This window comes from Streptomyces sp. NPDC002779, from assembly GCF_042888685.1.
Classification (GTDB): domain Bacteria; phylum Actinomycetota; class Actinomycetes; order Streptomycetales; family Streptomycetaceae; genus Streptomyces.
Genome location: NZ_JBIAQC010000021.1, coordinates 38,346 through 56,762 on the forward strand (window position 1 = coordinate 38,346; position 18,417 = coordinate 56,762).

An 18,417-nucleotide genomic window follows, 5' to 3' on the forward strand; every position below is an offset into this window, starting at 1 on the left:
ATGGCCGGCCCGCCCCGCACCGCCCCCCGGCGGCGGGGCGGCCCCCCCCGGGCCCCCCCCGCCGCGGGAGCTGCGGTATGCCGCAGGTCGTCTGCTCAGGCCGCCGGTGCCTCGGCTGCGCCGCCGGCGTCGCACCGGTGTCGCACCGGGCGCCGTCCGAGCCGGTGCAGGGTGGACTTCGGCGCGGGAGCCGCGCTGCCCGCCTTGCGCGAGAGCACGGTCACGGCATGAGCCACGGATGCCAAGGTCATATGGCGGTGCCAGCCTCCGAAGGAACGGCCCTCGAAGTCGCGCAGCCCGATCCGCTCTCCCACCATCTCGGCGTCGTAGGCGACTCGTCCGCCCAGCTTGGTGAGCCGCACCAGCTCGTGGACCGGCGTCCGGTGCATACCGGTGAGCCAGATGTGGGCCGGCGGCCGGGCGGGGTCCTGCCATTCCCCCACCAGCATCAGCGGGGGGTGCTCGTGCGGGGCCTGCAAGCCCTGCGGCGCGGGGCGTCGCCCGTCCGGCCGCCCGCTGCCGGGCGTGGTCACCGGGACCGCGACGGCCAGGGAGACCCGCCGGTGCCCGCCGGCCGGGTCGGTCCACTCCACCGGTCGCCGCAACCCCTTGACCGACTGCAGGATCTGGCGTGCGGGCAGCGGTCCGGCGCCGTAGCCCGGCAGCGAGGGGGCGGCCACCTTCAGCGCTGTCAGGGATCCTGCCCGGGCCAGCAGTGGGAGGCCGGCCTCGTCGAACCTGCTGATCAGCCGACGGGTGTCGGCGCCGGCCACATCGAAGACCACCGGCTGCCGTGGCGTCGGCCAGTTCCGTACCCCCCGCAGCACGGACGCTGCCGCACACTCCTCCGGCGTCTCGACGACCACGTCGGCGGGAATGCCCGCGCGCCGGCGCCGCTCCGGGTCCAGGAGCCAGCGGTGCGACAGATACAGGCGCCAGTTGACCGGGACGCTCAGCTCCTCGGTGGTGGACCACACGCCGTAGGCGTACTGCCCCGCCGCCGGTCCGCCCGAGTCGGCGTCCGGCTCCACTCCCACACTCCACTCACCCAGCTTGGGGATGGCGAAAGGCTGGACGACCCAGGCCTGTGGCGGCGCCGTGCGCTGCAGACAGAGCGCCAGCGCTTCCCGCATGGTCATCCAGTCCCAGGTCGAGGCGCTGATGAAGTGGTGCATGCTCTGCTCCGCGGCGCTGTTGCCGATCATGGTGGCGATATTGCGCATGGACTTGCGCCCTTTGACCGTCAGCAGGCCGCGCAGATACTGCTCGCCCCGGGCCCGCTGGTCCCGGCGCGGCAAAGACGGCGACAGCACCCAGTCGGTCAGCTCCGCGGCCAGCGCCGCCAGGACCCGGTTGCCCTCCCCGCTCTCGACGCGCCTGGCGAACCCGGCGGACATGTCGGCGGACACATATGCGTTCACACGCTCCCCTTCCTGCCACTGCGGTCCGATGCTTTCCGGCCCGCATCCACAGTGGCGTTCCCACAGGGGCGTGACGATGTGCTACCGGCACCGGACTGAGGCATTCGGTGCTGGTCCGCCCCTCACCCCCCGGCTGTGGGCGGGCAGCCGGGGGGCCGAGGGGCGGTGGGGGGTGGTGGGCCCGGCACCGGTGCTCAGGACGCCGGCAGGTGGAACTCGCGGCCACCGAGCGAGCCGGCCTCCCGCAGCGCCGCCCGTCGTACCTTTCCGGAGACCGTCACCGGCAGCCGGGAGGCGAACTCCACGACCTTGACCCACTTCTCGGGCGGGAGTTCGACCGACGCGAAGTCGAACAGCGCCCGCGCCACCTCAGCGAGTCCCAGGTCCCTGCCGGGGGCACCGCCGAGCGTGCCGGGGGCGAGCACGACGTAGGCCTTGGGGATCCAGAGGCCCATGTCGTCGGGCACCGGGACCACCGCGGCCTCGGCGACGCAGGGGTGGCGGAGCAGCACGCGCTCCAGCTCCAGCGGGGAGATCCGGTGGTCGTACGACTTGAACATGTCGTCGTTGCGCCCAGCGTAGCGCAGGGTTCCGCCCGCTTCCACGGTGACCAGGTCCCCGGTGCGGTAGCGATCGCCCGCGAAGACCTTGGCGGTCCTGCTCACGTCGTCGAGGTAACCGGACATCAGGCCGGCCGGCCGGTGCGTCAGGTCCAGACACAACTCCCCGGTCCCGCCGACCTCGACGGGCCGGTCCGATGCCGGGTCCACGACGACCACCTCGTACCCCGGCAGCGGCCGCCCCATCGTGCCCGGTTCCGGGTCGGACCCCGGGGCCTGCCCCAGCTGCGCTGTGGTCTCCGTCTGGCCGTATCCGTCCCGCAGCCGCACACCCCAGGCCGCCGCGACCCGCTCGGTCAGTGCGGGCTCCAGCGGTTCACCGGCGCAGGTGGCCTCGCGCAGCCACGGCGAGGGAGGGCCGAGCCCCGTGGCCAGCAGTCCCCGCCACACCGTGGGGGGCGCGCAGAAACTGGTGACGCCGCGGGTGCGCAGCGCCTGGAGGATGTGCCGCGGTTCAGGCTGTGTACCGGTGAGCGCGACGATGGTGGCCTCTGCGTTCCACGGCACGAAGAAGGAGCTCCAGGCATGCTTGGCCCAGCCCGGGGCCGAGATGTTCAGATGCGCGTCGCCCGGCCTCACCCCGTTCCAGAACATCCCGGACAGATGGCCCACCGGGTAACTGGTGTGCGTGTGGCCCACCATCTTGGCCCGCGAGGTGGTGCCGGAGGTGAAGTACACGAAGAGCGGTTCGTCGGCGCGGGTGAGTGCCTGCGGCTCGTACCGGCTCCGGTCCGCGGTCCACGATTCCTCGTACGTCAGCCACCCGGGCACCGGACCGCCGACGGCCATCCGGGTCCAGCTTCCGGGCAGTCCCGCGAACCGCTCGGTCAGGGCTGCGTCCGCGAGCACGTGCCGCACCTCGGCGCGGTCGAGTCGGTCGGCGAGGTCGGCCGTGGTCGCCGTGGTGTACGTGGGCACCACCACCGCACCCAGTTTGATCGCCGCCAGCATCGCCTCCCACAGCGGGCGGCAGTTGGGCAAGGCGAGCAGTATCCGATCCCCGCGGCGGACGCCGCACTCCTCCAGCCAGTGGGCCACCTGGTCGGACCGGCGCGACAGCTCTTCGAAGGAGACGGCCTCGTCGTCCTCGGGGGTCGGTCCGACCAGCCGGAGCGCGGTGCTTCGGTTCCCCTCGGCGATCACGTCGAACCAGTCGAAGGCCCAGTTGAAGCAGGTGAGTTCCGGCCAGGTGAAAGCCTTGCGCGCGGTCTCCGGGTCGCCGTAGTGGGAGAGCAGCAGATCGCGGGCTGCTCGAAAGGCCCGGCTCGCCCGCGGGTCGTGGATGCTCATGCCGCCCTCCCCGCGTTGAGCGGAGCGAGCCGCTCCGCGGGCGCGGTGCGCACGGGACGCAACATGTCGGCGGCTATCGACTCCGCGTCCTGGTGGAACAGCGTGTTCAAGCCGGGCTTGCCGCTGCCCACTTGGGTGAACCAGCGCGTGTGCTCGGTCGGGATACCCAGGGCGTACAGGTCCTCGCGCACCGAACCGCCCTGGCCGACCACCTGGAACGGTGCTCGCGTCACATGGAGTCCACCGGTCCCGCGGGTCACCCCCGAGCGAGGCTCCGTGGTCACGTACTCGCTGACCAGCCCTGCCGCTATCAAGGACTGGGTCAGCGGGGAACGGTCCCGGTGCAGGTCCGGCACGGGGATACGGGCGTCTATCAGGGTCTGCACCGACCGTGCGGAGCCTGCCACCTGCGGCGAGTCCACCAGGAACAGCCCCGACTCCTCGTCGGCCGTGAACCGCGCGGCGGGTCCGGCCACCTCGACGATCCCGCCCTCGATGAGCGTGACGAGCTGCTCCACCCGCTCAGCCGGGGGCCCGGCGGAGAGCAGGGCGTTGACAGGGAGGAAGTCCCGCTGGAATTCCTTGCTGTGCGAGTCGGGATGCAGCCCCCCGAAGTCGACCGCCTCCCGGACCACGTTGCGTATGTCGCGCAGGACGTCGAGCGCGGCCTTCAGCGGGCCGTCCACGTTGCCCAGCGCAGCCTGGGCCAGGTCCGCGCGCAGGGTGTCCAGGAGCCGTGCACGGAAGGCCGACGGGCCGTCGAACAGGACGCCTTCGAAGGGGCGGGCGAGTGCTCGGAGGTCCAGAGGCGGCAGCGGCCCGGCACTGTCCGATGCCTTCCGGGTGGAGTGGTACACATGGTCGAGCTCCTTCAGCAGCAGGGGCAGGATGTCGTCGTTGAAGCGGAGTCGGTCGCTGCCGGTGGTCCGGCGGCGGCGCTCGCGCGCGACGGCCACCGCCCCCTTGGTCAGGAACCGGGGGTGGTAGGTGTGGTCGGGGCTCTTCTGGTTGCGCCCCCGGGCAGGTATGGGCAGCCCGCTGCGCGAGCCCGCCACGATGCGGGGCTCAAGCCCGCTGGGCAGGTAGCGGAGCAGACCCTCGTCGTCGCGGAGGAAGGCACCTCCGCGGCCGACGGTGAGCGAGAGCATCACGTCGTAGAAGGACAGCCCCATTCCCCGGATCCCGACAGCGCTGCCCGGGGCGATGTCGGCGGCGGAGAGCGGCATGTCCGCGGCGGAGTCACCGCGCACATAGGTGGCGCCGGGGTGGCGGCCCGCGAAGTCGAGCATGCTCTGTTCGAAGTCGTCCGGAGCGATCTCCGGGTGGCCGGTGGCGAGCAGCACCCGGTCGGCTTCCATGAGGTACGGCGGGCCGGCCAGCTCGATGAGGTAGCCGCCTTCCGGCGCGGGGGCCACCGCGGTGACCCGTGCCCGGGTCGCGAACAGCTCCGCATGGGCCGGCAGATGGTCGGCGACGGACTGGTAGACGGAGCGCAGGTACTGGCCGTAGAGCCGCCGGGAGGCATAGTCGTCGGGGCCGAGCGGGAGCCCGTCGTGCCGCACCGCGCGCAGTCGGAGCCACTCCCCGAGGGAGGGGCCCGCGCCCGGCCGGGCAGGTCCGCCGTCGGGCGGGCCGGAATACATGGTCACCTGGCCCGCGACGGTGTTCATGGTGAACCACTCGTCCTGGTCAGTACGCCAGATGCGGCCGGCTCCGACCTCCACAGCGTCTATGACATGGATGCGGACTCTGTGATCGGTGAGGTCACCGGCCATCAGGCGGAAGGCGAGCCGCTCGAGAACGGACACGCCGCGCGGCCCGGAGCCGATGATCGCCAGGGTGAGGATCGGACGTTCGCTGCTGTCTGGGAACACGAGAGATCAGTCCTTGTGAAGGGCGGTGGGCAGCGGGGTGCGGAGAGGGCCCGCGGGCAGCTCTGCCGCCGCGGCTTCGTCGTAACGCCGCTGGACGTAAGTGAGCATCTTCAAGAAGTCGTCGGGGCTCAGCCGTCGGGCGCCGGAGCCGGAGGCCGCGGGGAGAGGCATCGATCCGACGGACAGCCATTGCAGCGTGCCGTCGGGTGCTATCCAGCTCCGCGAGCGCTGCGCGTTGTCGGCGTGCAGGCAGTAGGGCACGTCCAGATACCCCTTGGCGAAGGATCGGAACAGGGCCTTGCCCACATCGGAGTCGAGGCTGAGGACCGCCTCCACCAGTGCCCGGGCCTCGGCGTAGACGGCGCTGTCGCCCAGCCCGACCCCGACGGCACCGTCGGAACCCGGCGGCCGCACCGGCGGTCGGGGGGCCGACTCGGCGGCCCGGGCGGCCTCGTGCAGTGCCTGGATGTTGTCGGCCACGGTGGGGATGCGGTGGGCCTCCGCCGCGGTCTTGACGATCAGTCGCTCCGTCCCGGTCACGGCAGCGAGCACGGCGCTGTCGCGCAGCAGGGAGAGCACTCCGGCCGGAGTGCGCGGGAAGACCCCCATGTAGGTGTAGAGCACGATGTGCCACTGCAGGTCGCCGAGGAACTCGTCGGCCAGCCGGCGCAGAGCGCCGAGCGCCTCGAGGTCCTGGGTGAAGCTGGTGCCCTGGGTGTAGCTGAGTGAGACGCTGCGCAGGCCGTGCTGTCGGAAGAAGACGCCCTCGAGCACGGAGATGGCGACCAGCAGGCCCGGTGGGCACAGCTGGCCGAGCATGCAGCCGCCGAAGCTCTCCAGATGGGCGCCTTCGACCTGATCGGCGAGTAGTCGGCAGCTGTCCGCCCAGGCGCCCACCGCCTGCACCAAGGGAGTGCGGCTGTAGGGCAGGCAGTACGAGACGGGGCCGCCCTCGGTGGCGTCGAGTCCTGCGTCGAGCAGCGCCCGCACGATGCCCTGGGGCAAGGGCGAGCCGTGGCGTACCTGGGTCGCGAAGCCCGCTCCGGCGCCCGCTGCGCTGATCATGCGGCGGGTGGTCTCGGCGCCATGGGCCACGATCGGGAAGCCGTTGAGATCGCTGCCTTCGTCCAGGGCCTTGCGCGCCGAGGCATGGTCGCCGACCCGGGTGTAGCTGTCGAGTGTGATGGTGCCGACGGTGGTGGCGTGCGCGTCGTGCACCGCGCGCAGGCCCGCCAGCATGCGCGGTACGTCCGGGAACCCCATGCGGGGCTGGACGACCAGACGGCCGGCCGCCGCGGCGGCGGCCACCGCGGCCCCGAAGGGCGCGGTGGCACGCCGCCGCGGCGCTGTGCCGCTGGCGTTCATGAGCAGCGGGTTCACCGCGGCCCTCCGGCGGATACGAGGGCGGGGAGCGCCCGTTCCCGGGATACCGGGCCGTGGCTCGCCGCCTCCTTGAGATACCGGCGGAAAGGAGCGAGGCCGGCGGAGTCCTCGAAGACCGCGTCGAAGCCGGCGGCGATCAGCTCCGGTCCGTACGCACGGTTCTCGACGCCCCGGGTGCCGAGCTTGCCGCCGATCACCACGGGGAGTTCCCGTAGGTCCGGCTCGGCCCGCAGTCGGGTGATGAGCCGGCGTCCGTCCAGACGGCCGTGGCCGTTGACGCTGCTGATCACGACCAGGTCTGGCCTGGTGCGCCGGCACTCGGCGATGAGCAGGTCGTCGGGGACGCAGGGGCCGATGTTGGTCACTTCGTGTCCCAGCTCTTCCAGCATGAGTTGCAGGAAGACCAGGTTCCAGGTGTGGGAGTCGGAGGAGACGCTGGAGAGCACCACACGTCGGCGGCCACCTGGCCGGACCGCGGGCAGGGCTTCTCCAGTCGGCACTGTCGGATACATGATCCTCACTCGCTCGATGGATCGTCTGGGTTACGGCGCGGGCTGTACGGGACGCTGCCGCGCCGGGGGGAGAGCCGGACGGATTAGGCTGCCGTCCCCACGGAGCGGATCGGGTGCTGCGGTTCCCGGGCCTCGGCCGGACGGGTCCGGATGGCCAGGACCGTGCACCCGGTGGCGCTGGACATCTGGTGCTGGGTCCCGGGCCCTTCGACGACGAGGTCGCCCTTGCTGTACGACGTGCCGTCGCTGTGGTCCAGCCGGCCGTCGAGTACGAGCATCAGCTCGTAGCCGAGGTGCTCGTGGAAGTCGCCGTGGGCGGCCGGCGGGAAGCGCAGGAGCAGGCCGATCGACTGCTCGCCGTGTTCGGCGTCCGGCGCCCACAGGACGTGGTGCTCCACGCCGGCCCGGCCGGGCTCCTCCCACGACGTCCACTCGACGTCGTCGAGCTCGAAGCCGCTACGGAAGACATTCTTGATGTATTCGATCTCGGACATTGCTTCCAACCTTTCGACTGCACTGGGCGGTTGCCTGGAAAGAAATCTATCCAGGACAAGCGGGTATGGTTCCTGGTGGTTGTCGATGGGGGATAGCGGAATGTTCGATAGCGTCGTCACTTCTCTTGAAGTGGCGGCGTCCTCGATACCCGTCCGAAGCCGCCTCGGAGGACGCTGAGTTGACTAAGTCGACGGGAGGGCAGCCGGATCCGGCGCGGTGCACGGCAACATGATTAGGTGCAGCAGTCTGAGGGAGGGCGACGATGGAAATTGCGCTGTACCAGGTGAGAACCTTCCTGGAAGTCATGCGCACCGGAAGTCTCACCAAGGCAGGAAGGAAGTTGGGGTACTCGCAATCGACGGTGACGGCGCATATACGAGCCCTGGAGACCCAGGCCGGCGCGCCACTCTTCCGGCGGTTGCCGCACGGCGTGCACCCCACACCGGACGGAGAGATCTTCCATGACTACGCCGTCCGGATATCGAGCCTGGTCAGCGAGTTGACCGTGTCCCTGTCGACGGACCGGGAGGTCAGCGGGAGAGTCTCTGTGGGTGTCTCCGCCCTGACGGTCGACCAGGAGCTGACCCGGCTGATCCTGGAATGCCGGTACCGCTACCCCAAGCTGGATGTGTGCCCCGTCGTGATGGACTCCCCGCGCATCGTCGAGGAAGTCGGGTCGAGGCGCCTCGACATGGGGATCGTCATGTCACCACCGGATGCAGATTTCGACGGGGTGAATCTGCTCAGCGAAGACCTGCGTCGTGTAGAGCTGACGGCGGTGACCGGCAGCACATTCTCCAGCGTCATTGGAATCGGTGCAGATCACTCCGCCGGAAAGGGGGCAGGTAACCATCGGTCAACAGAGGTTCACATGCTGCGTATGGATACCGGGGGGAACGAATTGGAAGGGGTGCGCTCTGCCATCCGCAGGAGCTACGGAATGATCCCCGAGTTCCTGCCGGCCGGGTCGGTGCACAGCGCCCTGGAACTTATGCGGGACAGGCCCTGTATCGCCGTCCTGCCGCTCGAAACGGTGGCCAGGGAGATCGAGAGCGGTGAACTGCGCATCCTGCGAGACGTGCCACGAGAGCAGCGAGTGGTACGGATGATCTGGAACGACCAGACCTGGCTTCCCCCGACGCTCGTCGCCGCGCTCGAACTGACCCGCCGCCTGGCGCCTCCGGTTTCGGTGCCCGTCCGTGGCGGGGGGGGGGGGGGGGGGGGGGGGGGGGGGGGGGGCGGGGGGGGCCCCGCCCCCCCCCCCCGCCCCCGCCGCCCCGCCCCCCCCCCCCCCCCCCCCCCCCGCCACGAGACGGACGCTGTTACCCACCTCTGTCACCACCAGTACGAGGGGTAGCGGGCGCCACCCCTGCTGCGACCGGCGACCATGCCCACGCCCACCAGGAGAACCGAGGCCAGGGCGAGCAACGGCAAAAAGCTCAGGGCGCTCGGCTGCATCAGGACCACGATCACCGCGGTCGCCGCCGCCGGCGAGTGCGGAGTGCGAGCAGCCATCATCACCCCCAGGGCGAGTCCGCCGGCCACCGCGGCGGACGTCATCGACCCGCCGCCCACGGCGAGTACCACGAAACCGGTGCACGCGGAGAGCAACTGGCCCCCTACGACGCTGCGCGGCTGGGCCAGCGGCAGTGAGGGGGCTCCGAACACCAGCGCCCCACTGGCCGCCAGTGGGGGGATGAGGAGTGTCTGGCCGATCAGGGAGCCACCGCTCACCAGAACCAGCATGGCGACCACAGCGAAGGCCGTGGCCACCGATATCCCGATCACGCCCGGACGCTGGGGCGCCTTGCTGGCCGGCCACCAGGCCGCGCGGGACCGGGCCTGGCCGGTCCCGGTCATCGCTAAGGTCGCCGCTTTGTCGTCGATGATCCCGTTGCCGTTGATCGCACTGTCGGTTGTCATGTCGCTGAGGTTAGGAGCCGCCGTCTTTCCGCCGGGAGCTGCGACAGGCTACTTCGTCATGTCACGGGAGCGGCGGCGCGCCGCTCCCGGGGACGTGTCAGCTCTGATAGGAGGGACTGGGCAGGGCCGGTTCCAGCGAAGGCTCACCGGTGAGTACCGAGGTGTGCAGTCGCCGCAGGCGCGGTGACGGCTCGATGCCCAGCTCGTCGTCGAGCACCCGGCGCAACCGGTGGTAGACCGAGAGCGCGTCGGCGGTGCGTCCGGCACGGTGCAGCGCGACCATCCGCTGCCTGTGCAGATTCTCGTTCATGGGGTGTTCGGCGGTCAGAAAGCTCAACTCCACCAGCAGTTCATGGTGCCGGGCCAACCGCAGGTCCGCCTCGATGCGCTGTTCGTGTGCGTACAGCCTGCGCTCTCCCAGCAGGGTCGTATGGGCCTGGAGCAGCGGGCCGCACTGCACATCGGTCAGGGCCGGCCCCCGCCATACCGCCAGCGCGTCGGCGTAGGCCGCCGACACCAGCCGGTCCTCCCCGCGCGCCTGGGCCGCATGGGCGCGTGCCATGTGCTGATCGAAGACCTCGACATCCACTCCGCCGGCCTCCGCCGACAACAGATAGCCACCGCTGGTGGTGCGCAGAAAGCGATGGGCACCGGCCAGTGTCTCGATATCGGGTACTCCAGCGAAGATTCGCCGCAGATGCAGCACATGGGACTGGAGGGTCGATTTCGCGGTCGTGGGAGGGCGATCCTCCCACAGCTCCTCCATGCAAGCCTCCACCGAAACCGGGCGGTTGGCGTTGACAGCGAGAAACGCAACGAGCTGCCGTAGCTTGGGGGAGCTGGGCGTCACCGAATGACCTGCATAGGTCACGGACAAAGGACCCAGGATGGAGAATTGCATGTCGCTCCTATGCTGTGAGGTCGTAAGTCATCCCTCTCATCGATGCCGCTCCGGACGCGGAGCGGTACGCGGAGGCGGCGGGACGGGCGCACCAGGAGACGGAGAAGGGCTGGTCATGTCCACCATTCTGGATCTGGCCAGGTGGATGGGCGTGGGGCTTCCCAGCCCGATATCCGAGGAACCTTCCTGCGAATCATCGATCCCCACAAGGTTGGCCCCCTTCCTGCCGGACTGCCCAGCGGTTCCCCGATACTTCATCAGGTACCTGGAGAGTCGATGTGCCGTGCAGAGGAAACTCCGCCGACCCTTCGCTAGAAGCAGCCGTTAATAGCGAGTACGGGACCGAGTTGACAAAGGATGGGACCACAGTTGGTTACGTCGGCGCCAACTTCCTAGCATCGCAAACATGATTAGCCGAGCGGCAATCGGATGCATGGAGCAACTCGCAGCTGAGGGCGTTCAGTCATGGCTGACCCCGGACCGGGCGACGGGTGGCGACCCAGCTACGCTGGTGCCATATGTGGGAGCGCACGGCCGGGGGCCCGTAGCCGGAGTCACTTTGCAGGGTGACCTGCGGCCGGATCCGAACACGGTGCGCCTGCTGTGCGACCTTCTGGCAGACCAGCCAAGCTCGCACGGAAGTTTCTGGGGGTGTGTGTCGGCCCCGCTGGATCCGGCGCTCGCCCACGATTCGGACGGCCTCGTATCGGCCTCGTGCACGCTGCGCGCCACGGTGGACCGGGACAATCTCATAGTCCAGATCCCCGCCACGGAGGCGGGCACCGAGGCCACTGCGGAGTGCCTGGCCCAGGGCCTCGGTGTGGATTCCGTGCTGATCTGCTCGACGCAGCAGTGTGACCGGAGCTTCGACGCGTTCCTGGCCGGAACGGAAAGGGCCCTGATCATGGGCCAACCCTTGGAGAACATCAGGACCGTTCTCTCCTGCCCGGTGAACCTCGTCGACGGCACGTCCGCATCCCCCATGGCGAGCGTCGCCATGGCGCGGCTGCTGTACCGGATGCGGGAGCAACGCCTCAACCTCGCCTGGTGGCAGGTCCTCAGGGCCAACTACGCCTACCCGCCGACACTGCTGTGGACGGAACCGCAGCCCCGCCACGCGGCCCAGCTGGTCGGCTGGAACACCGCGATGGCCTTCACCCTCCGGACACTCGAAGAGACGGCTCACATCAACGACATGGCCGGTGACACGCTGCTGTACCAGCACCGGGACGGCCGGGACGAGCTCGCCCGCATCGACTCCACACAGCCCGACCCCATCACGGCCGATCAAGCCGTCGCAGCAGAACTCACCCGCCGCCGAAGGACGTGGAACGCCCCGCCGTGATCCAGCTCCCGCTCGGATCACGCCACCCCCATGTCGAAGGAGCCGCGGAAGTCGGCAACGCGGCAACGGAGTCGGCGACTGTCAGGTCGGCAGCAACAACCAACTTGTCATTGGGGGAGCCGCGGCAGGGGGCGAATCAGAGACGTGACGTTGCCGCGCCCGTTCCGGATGTCGCGGCAAGCTGCTACTTCCAGTTGTGCACCGCCAGCGGGTCGACCATGTGGAGGCAGCCGAGCAGACCAGCGTCGGGGTACTCGACATGGCCCCCCGGAAGGTCGTGCACGGTGAACCAGGTCAGGGCCAGGCACTCGGCGCGAGGAAGGCCCGGCGACAGCTGAACCGCCAGGGCCGGGGCAGTGGCCCACTGCACGGTCGAGCGTCTGAGGTGCGAGATCGGCATGGCCGGCGCCGTCCGTGGCAGGTAGGTCGTCACGACCATGCTGGACCCTGCGGCGGCCGGCGCCCAGGATCTGCTCAATCGCGAGTTCGTCGCACCGGCGCCGAACCGGACCTTGGTCGCCGACTCCACGCACGTCGCCGCCTGGGCGGGCGTCGTCCATGTCGCCTTCATCGCGGACCCCTTTCCCACCGCATCGTCGGCTGGCCCGCGACGCTGTCGAAACAGATGCAACTCGGCTTGCAGGGATCGGACATGGGCATGCGGCAGCGCGACCGGGACGGTCGTTCGCCCGTCCCCTTCACCCGCGAGCAGCCCGTGACGTCGGCCCGCACGCCTGTGTGGGCCGCACTCTAGGATCCGGGGCCAGGAAGCCGTCAGTCACGAAGAACGACGAGGAGTCACGGTGCGAGACATCGGCATCATCGGCGTAGGAGAAATCGGACGGGCTCTCGTGGAGGGCCTGTGCGACGGAGGCGACGGGCCCGCGGAGATCCACCTCTCCCCGCGCGGCGCGGGTACGGCCGCGGAGCTCTCCGAGCGCTACGCGAGGGCGCGAGTGTGTGCCGACAACCAGGAGGCCGTGGACCGCTCCGGGACAGTCGTCATCGCCGTACGCCGTCAGGACCGGCACGAGGCGCTGTCCGGTCTGACGGTGGACGACGACAAGATCGTGGTCAACCTGATGGCGGGCGTGAGCAATGACGACCTGCGTTGGACGCTGAGCACCGGCGCGCCGCTGGTGCGGGCCATTCCGCTGCCCACCGTCCGCGAGCGCCGCGGGGTGACGGTGACATGGCCGGCGCATCCCGAGGTGGACGCCCTCTTCGAACTGCTGGGCGGGGCGCTCCCGGTCGCGGACGAGGCGGCGTTCAACGCCTTCTCCGCACTGACCGGGACGCTCACCGCCCACCTCGCGTACCTCGCCACGCTCACCACGTGGGCCGCCGGCCACGGCATCGAGTCCAGCCAGGCCGAACGGTACGTCCGCGCCCTCTACCAAGGGATCGGCCGCGCCCTGGGCGACGGCTCCCGCTCCTTGCGGCAGCTCGCGGCCGACCACGAGACCCCGGGCGGGAACAACGAGCGCATCCGCACCACGTGGTTCGACGCGGCCAACTCCGAGGCGCTGACCCGTGCGCTGGACGGGCTTCTCGAAGACCTTGGCTAGAGCTGTCCGGCCGATCATGTGACTGTCGCCTGATCTGTTCGCCTTTCCTGTTATGGGGCGGGGAGAACGTGACTCCTGGCAGAGGCTCGTCGGCCGACTAGGGCGTGTTGCGAAAGTCGATCTTGGTTGTGAATGATCACTTGTCGTGGGGCGTGGTGATCTGACGAACGACCAGTGGGCCCGGCTTGAGCCGTTGCTGCCGCTGGGCAAGAAGCCGGGCCGTCCACCGGTGTGGACCCGGCGGCAGTTGATAGACGGCATACGGTGGCGGATTAAGGACCGGTGCGCCGTGGCGCGACGTGCCGGAACGGTACGGGCCGTGGGACCGGGCTTACGACCTGTTCCGGCGCTGGCAGCGCGACGGCACCTGGAAGCGGGTCTTCGAGCAGCTGCAGGCCGAGGCCGACGCGAAGGGCCTGATCACGTGGGACGTCAGCGTGGATTCCACGATCGCCCGGGCCCACCAGCATGCTGCCGGGGCGCGTAAAAAGGGGCATTTCAGAAGGAGCCTCCCGGTGGCGTCGACACCGAGCCCGACGACCACGGCCTCGGACGCTCGCGTGGCGGGCTGACGACCAAGCTGCACTTGGCGGTCGAGCAGGGGCAAAAGCCGTTGTCGCTGCTCGTCACCGCTGGTCAGCGGCACGACAGCCCGCAGTTCCAGGCAGTCTTGGAGGGCATCCGGGTGCCCCGCATCGGTCGGGGCCGGCCGCGGACCCGGCCGGACAAGGTCCGCGCCGACAAGGCGTACGGCTCCCGCGCGAACCGCGCCTACCTGCGCAGACGCGGCATCAGCTGCACCATCCCGGAGAAGGCCGACCAGGTCCGCAACCGCAAGAAGCTCGGCTCCCGCGGCGGCCGGGCGCCGAAGTTCGACAAGATCGATTACAAGGAACGCCACGCGGTGGAGTGCGGGATCAACCGGCTCAAGCGCCACCGGGCCGTGGCGACCCGATACGAGAAACTCGCCGTCCGCTACGAGGCGACTGTGCTGGTCGCAGCCATCAACGAGTGGCTGTGACCAGCACTTTCGCAACACGCCCTCGGCCCCTCACGCGCCGCGTCCGGAGTGCGCGCGGCCGCAACTGGACAGGACGGCTCCGCGTCGCGGGATCCCCATGTGCGGGTCATCCGGCTCGCTGCGCCCTCTCCCGGCGCGTCGGATCCGGCGGGCGAGGCGAAGCGGGTGTACCACCACCGGTGGCCGGTGCGCATGCACAAGGTCCGGCAGTGGTAGCCCAGCCGCCAGGAGCACCGGGTGATCTGGCGGGGCCCGTACAGCAAAGGGCCCGCCAACGCACCGCTGATGATGGGCGAGAAGGCGTACCTCGTGGATTCGTAGCTGCGCCGTGTTGTGCATGGGCCGGCAAGACCAGGGCGCTGCGCGAGCTGAGCCACCGCGCGTTCCCGGAGCCCGGAGGTGTCCTCGCAGGAGCAGTCGGCCCGCTTGAGGCCGTCCGTGTCCAGCGTCGCCGTGAAGCCGAGGCCACCCGCGCTCTGGCACTGCGGCGGGCCCGTGCCGAGCGAGCGGCCCAGCAGGACAGTACTGCGGCTGCACAACTCGTGGGCGTAGCGGGCGGGGTGGAATGGAGCGCACAGCCTGACCAGAGCTCCCGGGCTCCTGCTGAGTCCGATGACCGGGGCCTGAGGGCCGCTGCCGAATGCAAGGATCGAGGCCAGGTGGCCGCGAAGGCGAAGGAGACTGGTGACGATGCCGAAGAAGCGCAAGAAGGACCGCAAGGCACCCCGGAAGCAAGCCTCGGTTCGGACCGCTCCAGCCCACACAGGCCTGGAGCTGGTGAACTGGGACGAGGCCCCGGAGGAGGACATCGACCTGCTCGGGGCCCTCGCCGAACGGTTTCCCACTCCTGTTGACGCGGTGAAGGCTGTCCAGGCCGGTGAGCCGGTGGAGTGGATCGGCGACATCGAGGGCGTCAAGATGCGCCACCGTGTCGTCCTCGCCAATAACGGTGAAGCTGTAGTCGAGCAGGCCGTCTTCCTCGACGGTGCCCTGGAGCAGATGGTGCTGTGCGCCGCGCACCAGGCCGGCGAACACGGTCGGGACCGACTGCACACGGGCGTTCTCGCTGCTCTCGACGCCCTGCACACCGTGATCCGGCCGATCGTGGAAGCCGGCATCCGTAAGGTCCGTCCCGACTACACCGCTGCTGTACTTGAGTCCTTCCACGAGACGCCCGAACCCAACGGTCCGGGTACACCGGTCTTCGGATGGCGTACCTTCCACAGCGGCGGTCCGGACACCACCTGGGACGACACGATTGACACGGCCACCTGGAACAGCTCCACCATGATGTCCGGGTTGATCGGAGACTCAGACGACGTGCCCGAGCTCCAGCCTCTTCAGTTGGCCCGGCTGCTGCGCGAGAACGGGGTCCCGGTCATCCTCTGCGCCGGTTGCGGCGATCCCATTACCGAACGTCACCCGCGATGGAGCGGTGTGTGGGTCTCGCCAAGCAGTGACAGCGGCCCGCTGTGCGAAGCCCCCACCCCTGCGCTGCGACTCCCGGCTCCTCGGCTCGGGTGGCTCACCGACGCAGAGTTCGGGCACCCACACCAGCCCGCACACGTGGTCACCGCGTAGATCCGTTCGTCTTCGTCCTGCTTACGGGCGTTGATCAGGTCGTCTGCGTCCCGGATACAACGGGGCGCGTCGTCGTCGAAGTCCCGGACCACGGGCTCAGCGGGCGACCACTTCGGTCAGTCTGATGCGGTAGCCGTCCTCTTCCATCAGCACGACGGTGACGCCGAACGGGTCAGGCTGGTCCAGCTCGAGGGGGTGAAGGAGTAGTTCACCGCGGCCTGGATCGGCGGTACCAGCTCGCCGCCGGGCTGCGGCGCGGGGGTCGGCCTCCAGTCCGGGGCGACCGATGCCCAGCCCTCGGGACTGCGGGACAGGAGCTGCTCGGTGAGGAGAACTGGTGCAGGACGTGCCCACCGCGGGTGGCGAGCACCATGTTCAGGCACGGCGCCGGGCCGACGATCGGCAGTTCGCAGGCGGTGCAACGCCGTGAGTCCCCCAGGCCAGCACCACCTCGTCCGCGCCAGCGGCCGCGGCAACGTTCGCGAGCTCCGCGATCTCGGCGAGCGCGTCCTTGAGCGGGCGGACCCAGATCATCCCGACCAGCTCGCCGCGCACCAGCGGCACAAGGAGCGGGCGCGGCACGGCCCCCTCGCCCAGCGAGGCGGTGCACGCCTCCTTCGCGACGCTGACCGGTCCGTTCCACGGGCTGGCGCAAGAGGAACGCCACTAGACAGTGGGCTGTGGCTTGAATCACAGCAGGCATCGGGAAATTGAGTGCCGGATCAGCTCTCTCCCGCCATCCTCGCAGTCCAGACATGCACCACGACGCGCCCGGGACCGGCGTCCTGGCGGACCCGCCGAACCACAACGAGACAGTGGGGACGTCGTCGTACGACACCACCTCGACCGGTTGCGCCTGCTCCGGGGGCAGCTGCCAGGGGCCGCCACCAAGATTTTCTCGGTGCCGTGTAAAGAATCCAGCGGCTGTACGTCTCTCAGCATCTGTACGGCCGCCGCTGCTTCACCGTGAGGCGCTGGGCCGCAGACTGGAGGAGGTCCGGTGGAGTTGACGGGTGTTGGCGTCGCGGTGTTCCTGATCCTGCTCTTCGCGCCGGCGCTGAGCAGCGTGCTGCAGAGCATCGCGTTCCGCAACCGCGCGGCGGGCAAGGCCGAGATGATGCGTGCGAAGGACAGGTCCGGGCGGGCCCCGAAGGGGCGCCGGACAGGGAAGCGGGGGCGGCATGGCTGACCGGGACAGGACGCGGTCGCGGCACGCCGATGCGCTGGCGGACTTGGTCGAGGAGCGGTACGACCGGATGGTCCGCTTCGCAGCCAGCCGGCTGCGCGACTACGACGTACCGCGGTCGTCCGCGGACCCGGAGGACGTGGTGCAGAACGCCCTGAAGTGCGTGCTGGCCCACGAGAAACCGATCCGCAGCGTGCGCAGCTACCTCTACACCTGCATGGTCCATGAGATCGAGCGCGCGGCCCGGCTCCACGACGCGGGCCGGGGGTACGAGTCCCTCGACGCGGACGTGCGGTTGGAGGAGGAGCCGGCGGTCCGGCCTGTCGAGGAGGCCGAGCTGCGGCACGTGATCGACGAGGCACTGGCCGGTCTGCCGCTGCAGCAGCGCAGGGTGATGCTGCTGACGAAGGAGCTGGGGATGACCCACAGGGAGGCGGCCCGGGTGCTGGGAGCCGCGCCGGGAACGGTGGGCGTCCACGGGCACCGGGCGCTCCTGGCGCTGCGCGTGACCCTGGCGGGCCTGGGCACGGCGCTGGTCGCATGGGTGGCCGCGAGCATGGCGTTCGGCCTACGGGAGATCATCCCGGCCGCCGGCGTCGAAACGACGCTGATCGGGTTCACGGTAACGCTGGACCCTCTCGTCCTGGCCAGTTACGTCACGGCCGTACTGGGGGTGGCGGTGACGACCCGGCCCCTCTGGCAAGCACCGGATCGGCGGGCACGTCGTCGTCGGCGGGCACGTCGTCGTCGTGCGGGGTCCAGCGTGACCCCGCCGCCGAGGAGGCACACGGCCACGGGCATCCGCCCACCGTCTGCTGGCGTGAGTTACACCCACGACCTCTAGTAGGGCTTGGTCAGGTTCGTAGCGGTGTGGGTATGTCGCGGTGGCAGGTGGGGCAGGCGCCGGCCCAGAGAGCAAGGAGTGTCTGCAGCTCGCGGACGACTTGGTAGAGGCTCAGGCCTGCGCCGTGTCTTTTGGGTCTCGTGCCAGCCGCTGCAGGGTGCAGAAGGCGTGGGCGGCGGAGACGAGGGTGACGTGGTGATGCCAGCCGTTCCAGGTGCGGCCCTCGAAATGGGCAAGCCCGAGGGCCTGTTTCATCTCGCGGTAGTCATGCTCGATGCGCCAGCGCAATTTGACCAGCCGGATCAGGGTCGCCAGCGGCATGCCGGAGGGCAGGCTGGAGAGCCAGAACTGCACCGGTTCGGGCTCGGTGGCAGGCCATTCGGCCAGCAGCCAGCGCTCGGGCAGTTCGGGATCATCGGCCGGCTTGCGGATGCCTCGTCCGGCGGGCCGGAC

The 18,417-nt window shown here is 69.9% G+C and carries 17 protein-coding genes and 1 pseudogene; 7 read left to right on the forward strand and 11 right to left on the reverse strand.

From position 1 onward, the window contains the following. Window positions 1-95: 95 nt before the first annotated feature. The 6 genes from ACFYW5_RS34225 to ACFYW5_RS34250 form a co-directional block, all read right to left on the reverse strand. Window positions 96-1,421, reverse strand: a complete 1,326-nt coding sequence (locus tag ACFYW5_RS34225) for an IS701 family transposase (RefSeq protein WP_389421039.1) — start codon at window positions 1,419-1,421, stop codon at window positions 96-98. Window positions 1,422-1,615: 194 nt separating this feature from the next. Next, window positions 1,616-3,331, reverse strand: coding sequence for an AMP-binding protein (locus ACFYW5_RS34230; RefSeq protein WP_389421040.1), 1,716 nt, complete (start codon window positions 3,329-3,331; stop codon window positions 1,616-1,618). Continuing rightward, window positions 3,328-5,205 (reverse strand): FAD/NAD(P)-binding protein, encoded by a 1,878-nt coding sequence (locus tag ACFYW5_RS34235; protein ID WP_389421041.1) that lies wholly within the window; start codon window positions 5,203-5,205, stop codon window positions 3,328-3,330. Before ACFYW5_RS34235 ends, ACFYW5_RS34230 begins: the two co-directional genes overlap by 4 nt. 6 nt (window positions 5,206-5,211) lie before the next feature. Continuing rightward, window positions 5,212-6,585 carry a methylaspartate mutase gene (locus ACFYW5_RS34240; RefSeq protein ID WP_389421042.1) on the reverse strand — a complete coding sequence of 458 codons (1,374 nt, stop codon included), beginning with the start codon at window positions 6,583-6,585 and terminating at the stop codon, window positions 5,212-5,214. Continuing rightward, on the reverse strand, window positions 6,582-7,037 hold the full coding sequence (locus ACFYW5_RS34245; protein WP_389421043.1) for a cobalamin B12-binding domain-containing protein: 456 nt from the start codon (window positions 7,035-7,037) through the stop codon (window positions 6,582-6,584). The genes ACFYW5_RS34240 and ACFYW5_RS34245 overlap by 4 nt, the downstream gene beginning before the upstream one ends. Before the next feature lie 146 nt (window positions 7,038-7,183). Next, window positions 7,184-7,594, reverse strand: coding sequence for a cupin domain-containing protein (locus ACFYW5_RS34250; protein WP_389421044.1), 411 nt, complete (start codon window positions 7,592-7,594; stop codon window positions 7,184-7,186). Between the two features lie 263 nt (window positions 7,595-7,857). Between ACFYW5_RS34250 and ACFYW5_RS34255 the strand changes: the two genes are divergently transcribed. Beyond that, entirely contained in the window at window positions 7,858-8,952 is a 1,095-nt protein-coding gene (locus ACFYW5_RS34255) for a LysR family transcriptional regulator (RefSeq protein WP_389421045.1), read from the forward strand. Here ACFYW5_RS34255 and ACFYW5_RS34260 read toward each other — a convergent pair. Continuing rightward, window positions 8,931-9,518 (reverse strand): HPP family protein, encoded by a 588-nt coding sequence (locus tag ACFYW5_RS34260; RefSeq protein WP_389421046.1) that lies wholly within the window; start codon window positions 9,516-9,518, stop codon window positions 8,931-8,933. The two genes, ACFYW5_RS34255 and ACFYW5_RS34260, sit on opposite strands and share 22 nt — an antisense overlap. 97 nt (window positions 9,519-9,615) lie before the next feature. Next, window positions 9,616-10,419 carry a BTAD domain-containing putative transcriptional regulator gene (locus tag ACFYW5_RS34265; protein WP_389421047.1) on the reverse strand — a complete coding sequence of 268 codons (804 nt, stop codon included), beginning with the start codon at window positions 10,417-10,419 and terminating at the stop codon, window positions 9,616-9,618. Window positions 10,420-11,074: 655 nt separating this feature from the next. Here ACFYW5_RS34265 and ACFYW5_RS34270 point away from each other — a divergent pair. Beyond that, window positions 11,075-11,764: a transaldolase family protein gene (locus ACFYW5_RS34270; protein WP_389421048.1), complete on the forward strand. Its 690-nt coding sequence runs from the start codon at window positions 11,075-11,077 to the stop codon at window positions 11,762-11,764. Between the two features lie 184 nt (window positions 11,765-11,948). On the opposite strand, the gene ACFYW5_RS34275 is transcribed toward ACFYW5_RS34270, so the two are convergent. Beyond that, window positions 11,949-12,335, reverse strand: a complete 387-nt coding sequence (locus ACFYW5_RS34275) for a hypothetical protein (RefSeq protein WP_389421049.1) — start codon at window positions 12,333-12,335, stop codon at window positions 11,949-11,951. Window positions 12,336-12,567: 232 nt separating this feature from the next. On the opposite strand from ACFYW5_RS34275, the gene ACFYW5_RS34280 reads away from it, so the two are divergent. From ACFYW5_RS34280 to ACFYW5_RS34290, 3 genes and pseudogenes are all read left to right on the forward strand, one after another. Then, window positions 12,568-13,332, forward strand: coding sequence for an NAD(P)-binding domain-containing protein (locus tag ACFYW5_RS34280; RefSeq protein WP_389421050.1), 765 nt, complete (start codon window positions 12,568-12,570; stop codon window positions 13,330-13,332). Window positions 13,333-13,477: 145 nt separating this feature from the next. Then, a pseudogene (locus tag ACFYW5_RS34285) lies at window positions 13,478-14,353 on the forward strand (IS5 family transposase). A 690-nt stretch (window positions 14,354-15,043) separates the two neighbouring features. Further along, the gene (locus ACFYW5_RS34290; RefSeq protein WP_389421051.1) at window positions 15,044-15,934 is read left to right on the forward strand and encodes a hypothetical protein; all 891 of its coding nucleotides are present in this window, start codon (window positions 15,044-15,046) and stop codon (window positions 15,932-15,934) included. Between the two features lie 375 nt (window positions 15,935-16,309). Here ACFYW5_RS34290 and ACFYW5_RS34295 read toward each other — a convergent pair whose 3' ends face one another. After that, entirely contained in the window at window positions 16,310-16,516 is a 207-nt protein-coding gene (locus ACFYW5_RS34295; RefSeq protein WP_389421052.1) for a hypothetical protein, read from the reverse strand. A 418-nt stretch (window positions 16,517-16,934) separates the two neighbouring features. Between ACFYW5_RS34295 and ACFYW5_RS34300 the strand changes: the two genes are divergently transcribed. Both ACFYW5_RS34300 and ACFYW5_RS34305 read left to right on the forward strand, forming a co-directional pair. Continuing rightward, window positions 16,935-17,123 (forward strand): hypothetical protein, encoded by a 189-nt coding sequence (locus ACFYW5_RS34300; RefSeq protein WP_389421053.1) that lies wholly within the window; start codon window positions 16,935-16,937, stop codon window positions 17,121-17,123. Next, complete coding sequence (locus tag ACFYW5_RS34305; RefSeq protein ID WP_389421054.1) at window positions 17,116-17,964, forward strand: sigma-70 family RNA polymerase sigma factor; 849 nt, start codon at window positions 17,116-17,118, stop codon at window positions 17,962-17,964. Before ACFYW5_RS34300 ends, ACFYW5_RS34305 begins: the two co-directional genes overlap by 8 nt. Window positions 17,965-18,075: 111 nt before the next feature. Here the strand turns inward: ACFYW5_RS34305 and ACFYW5_RS34310 are convergent. Continuing rightward, window positions 18,076-18,417, reverse strand: a 342-nt coding sequence (locus ACFYW5_RS34310; protein WP_389421055.1) for a transposase, incomplete at its 5' end; no start/stop codon positions are given.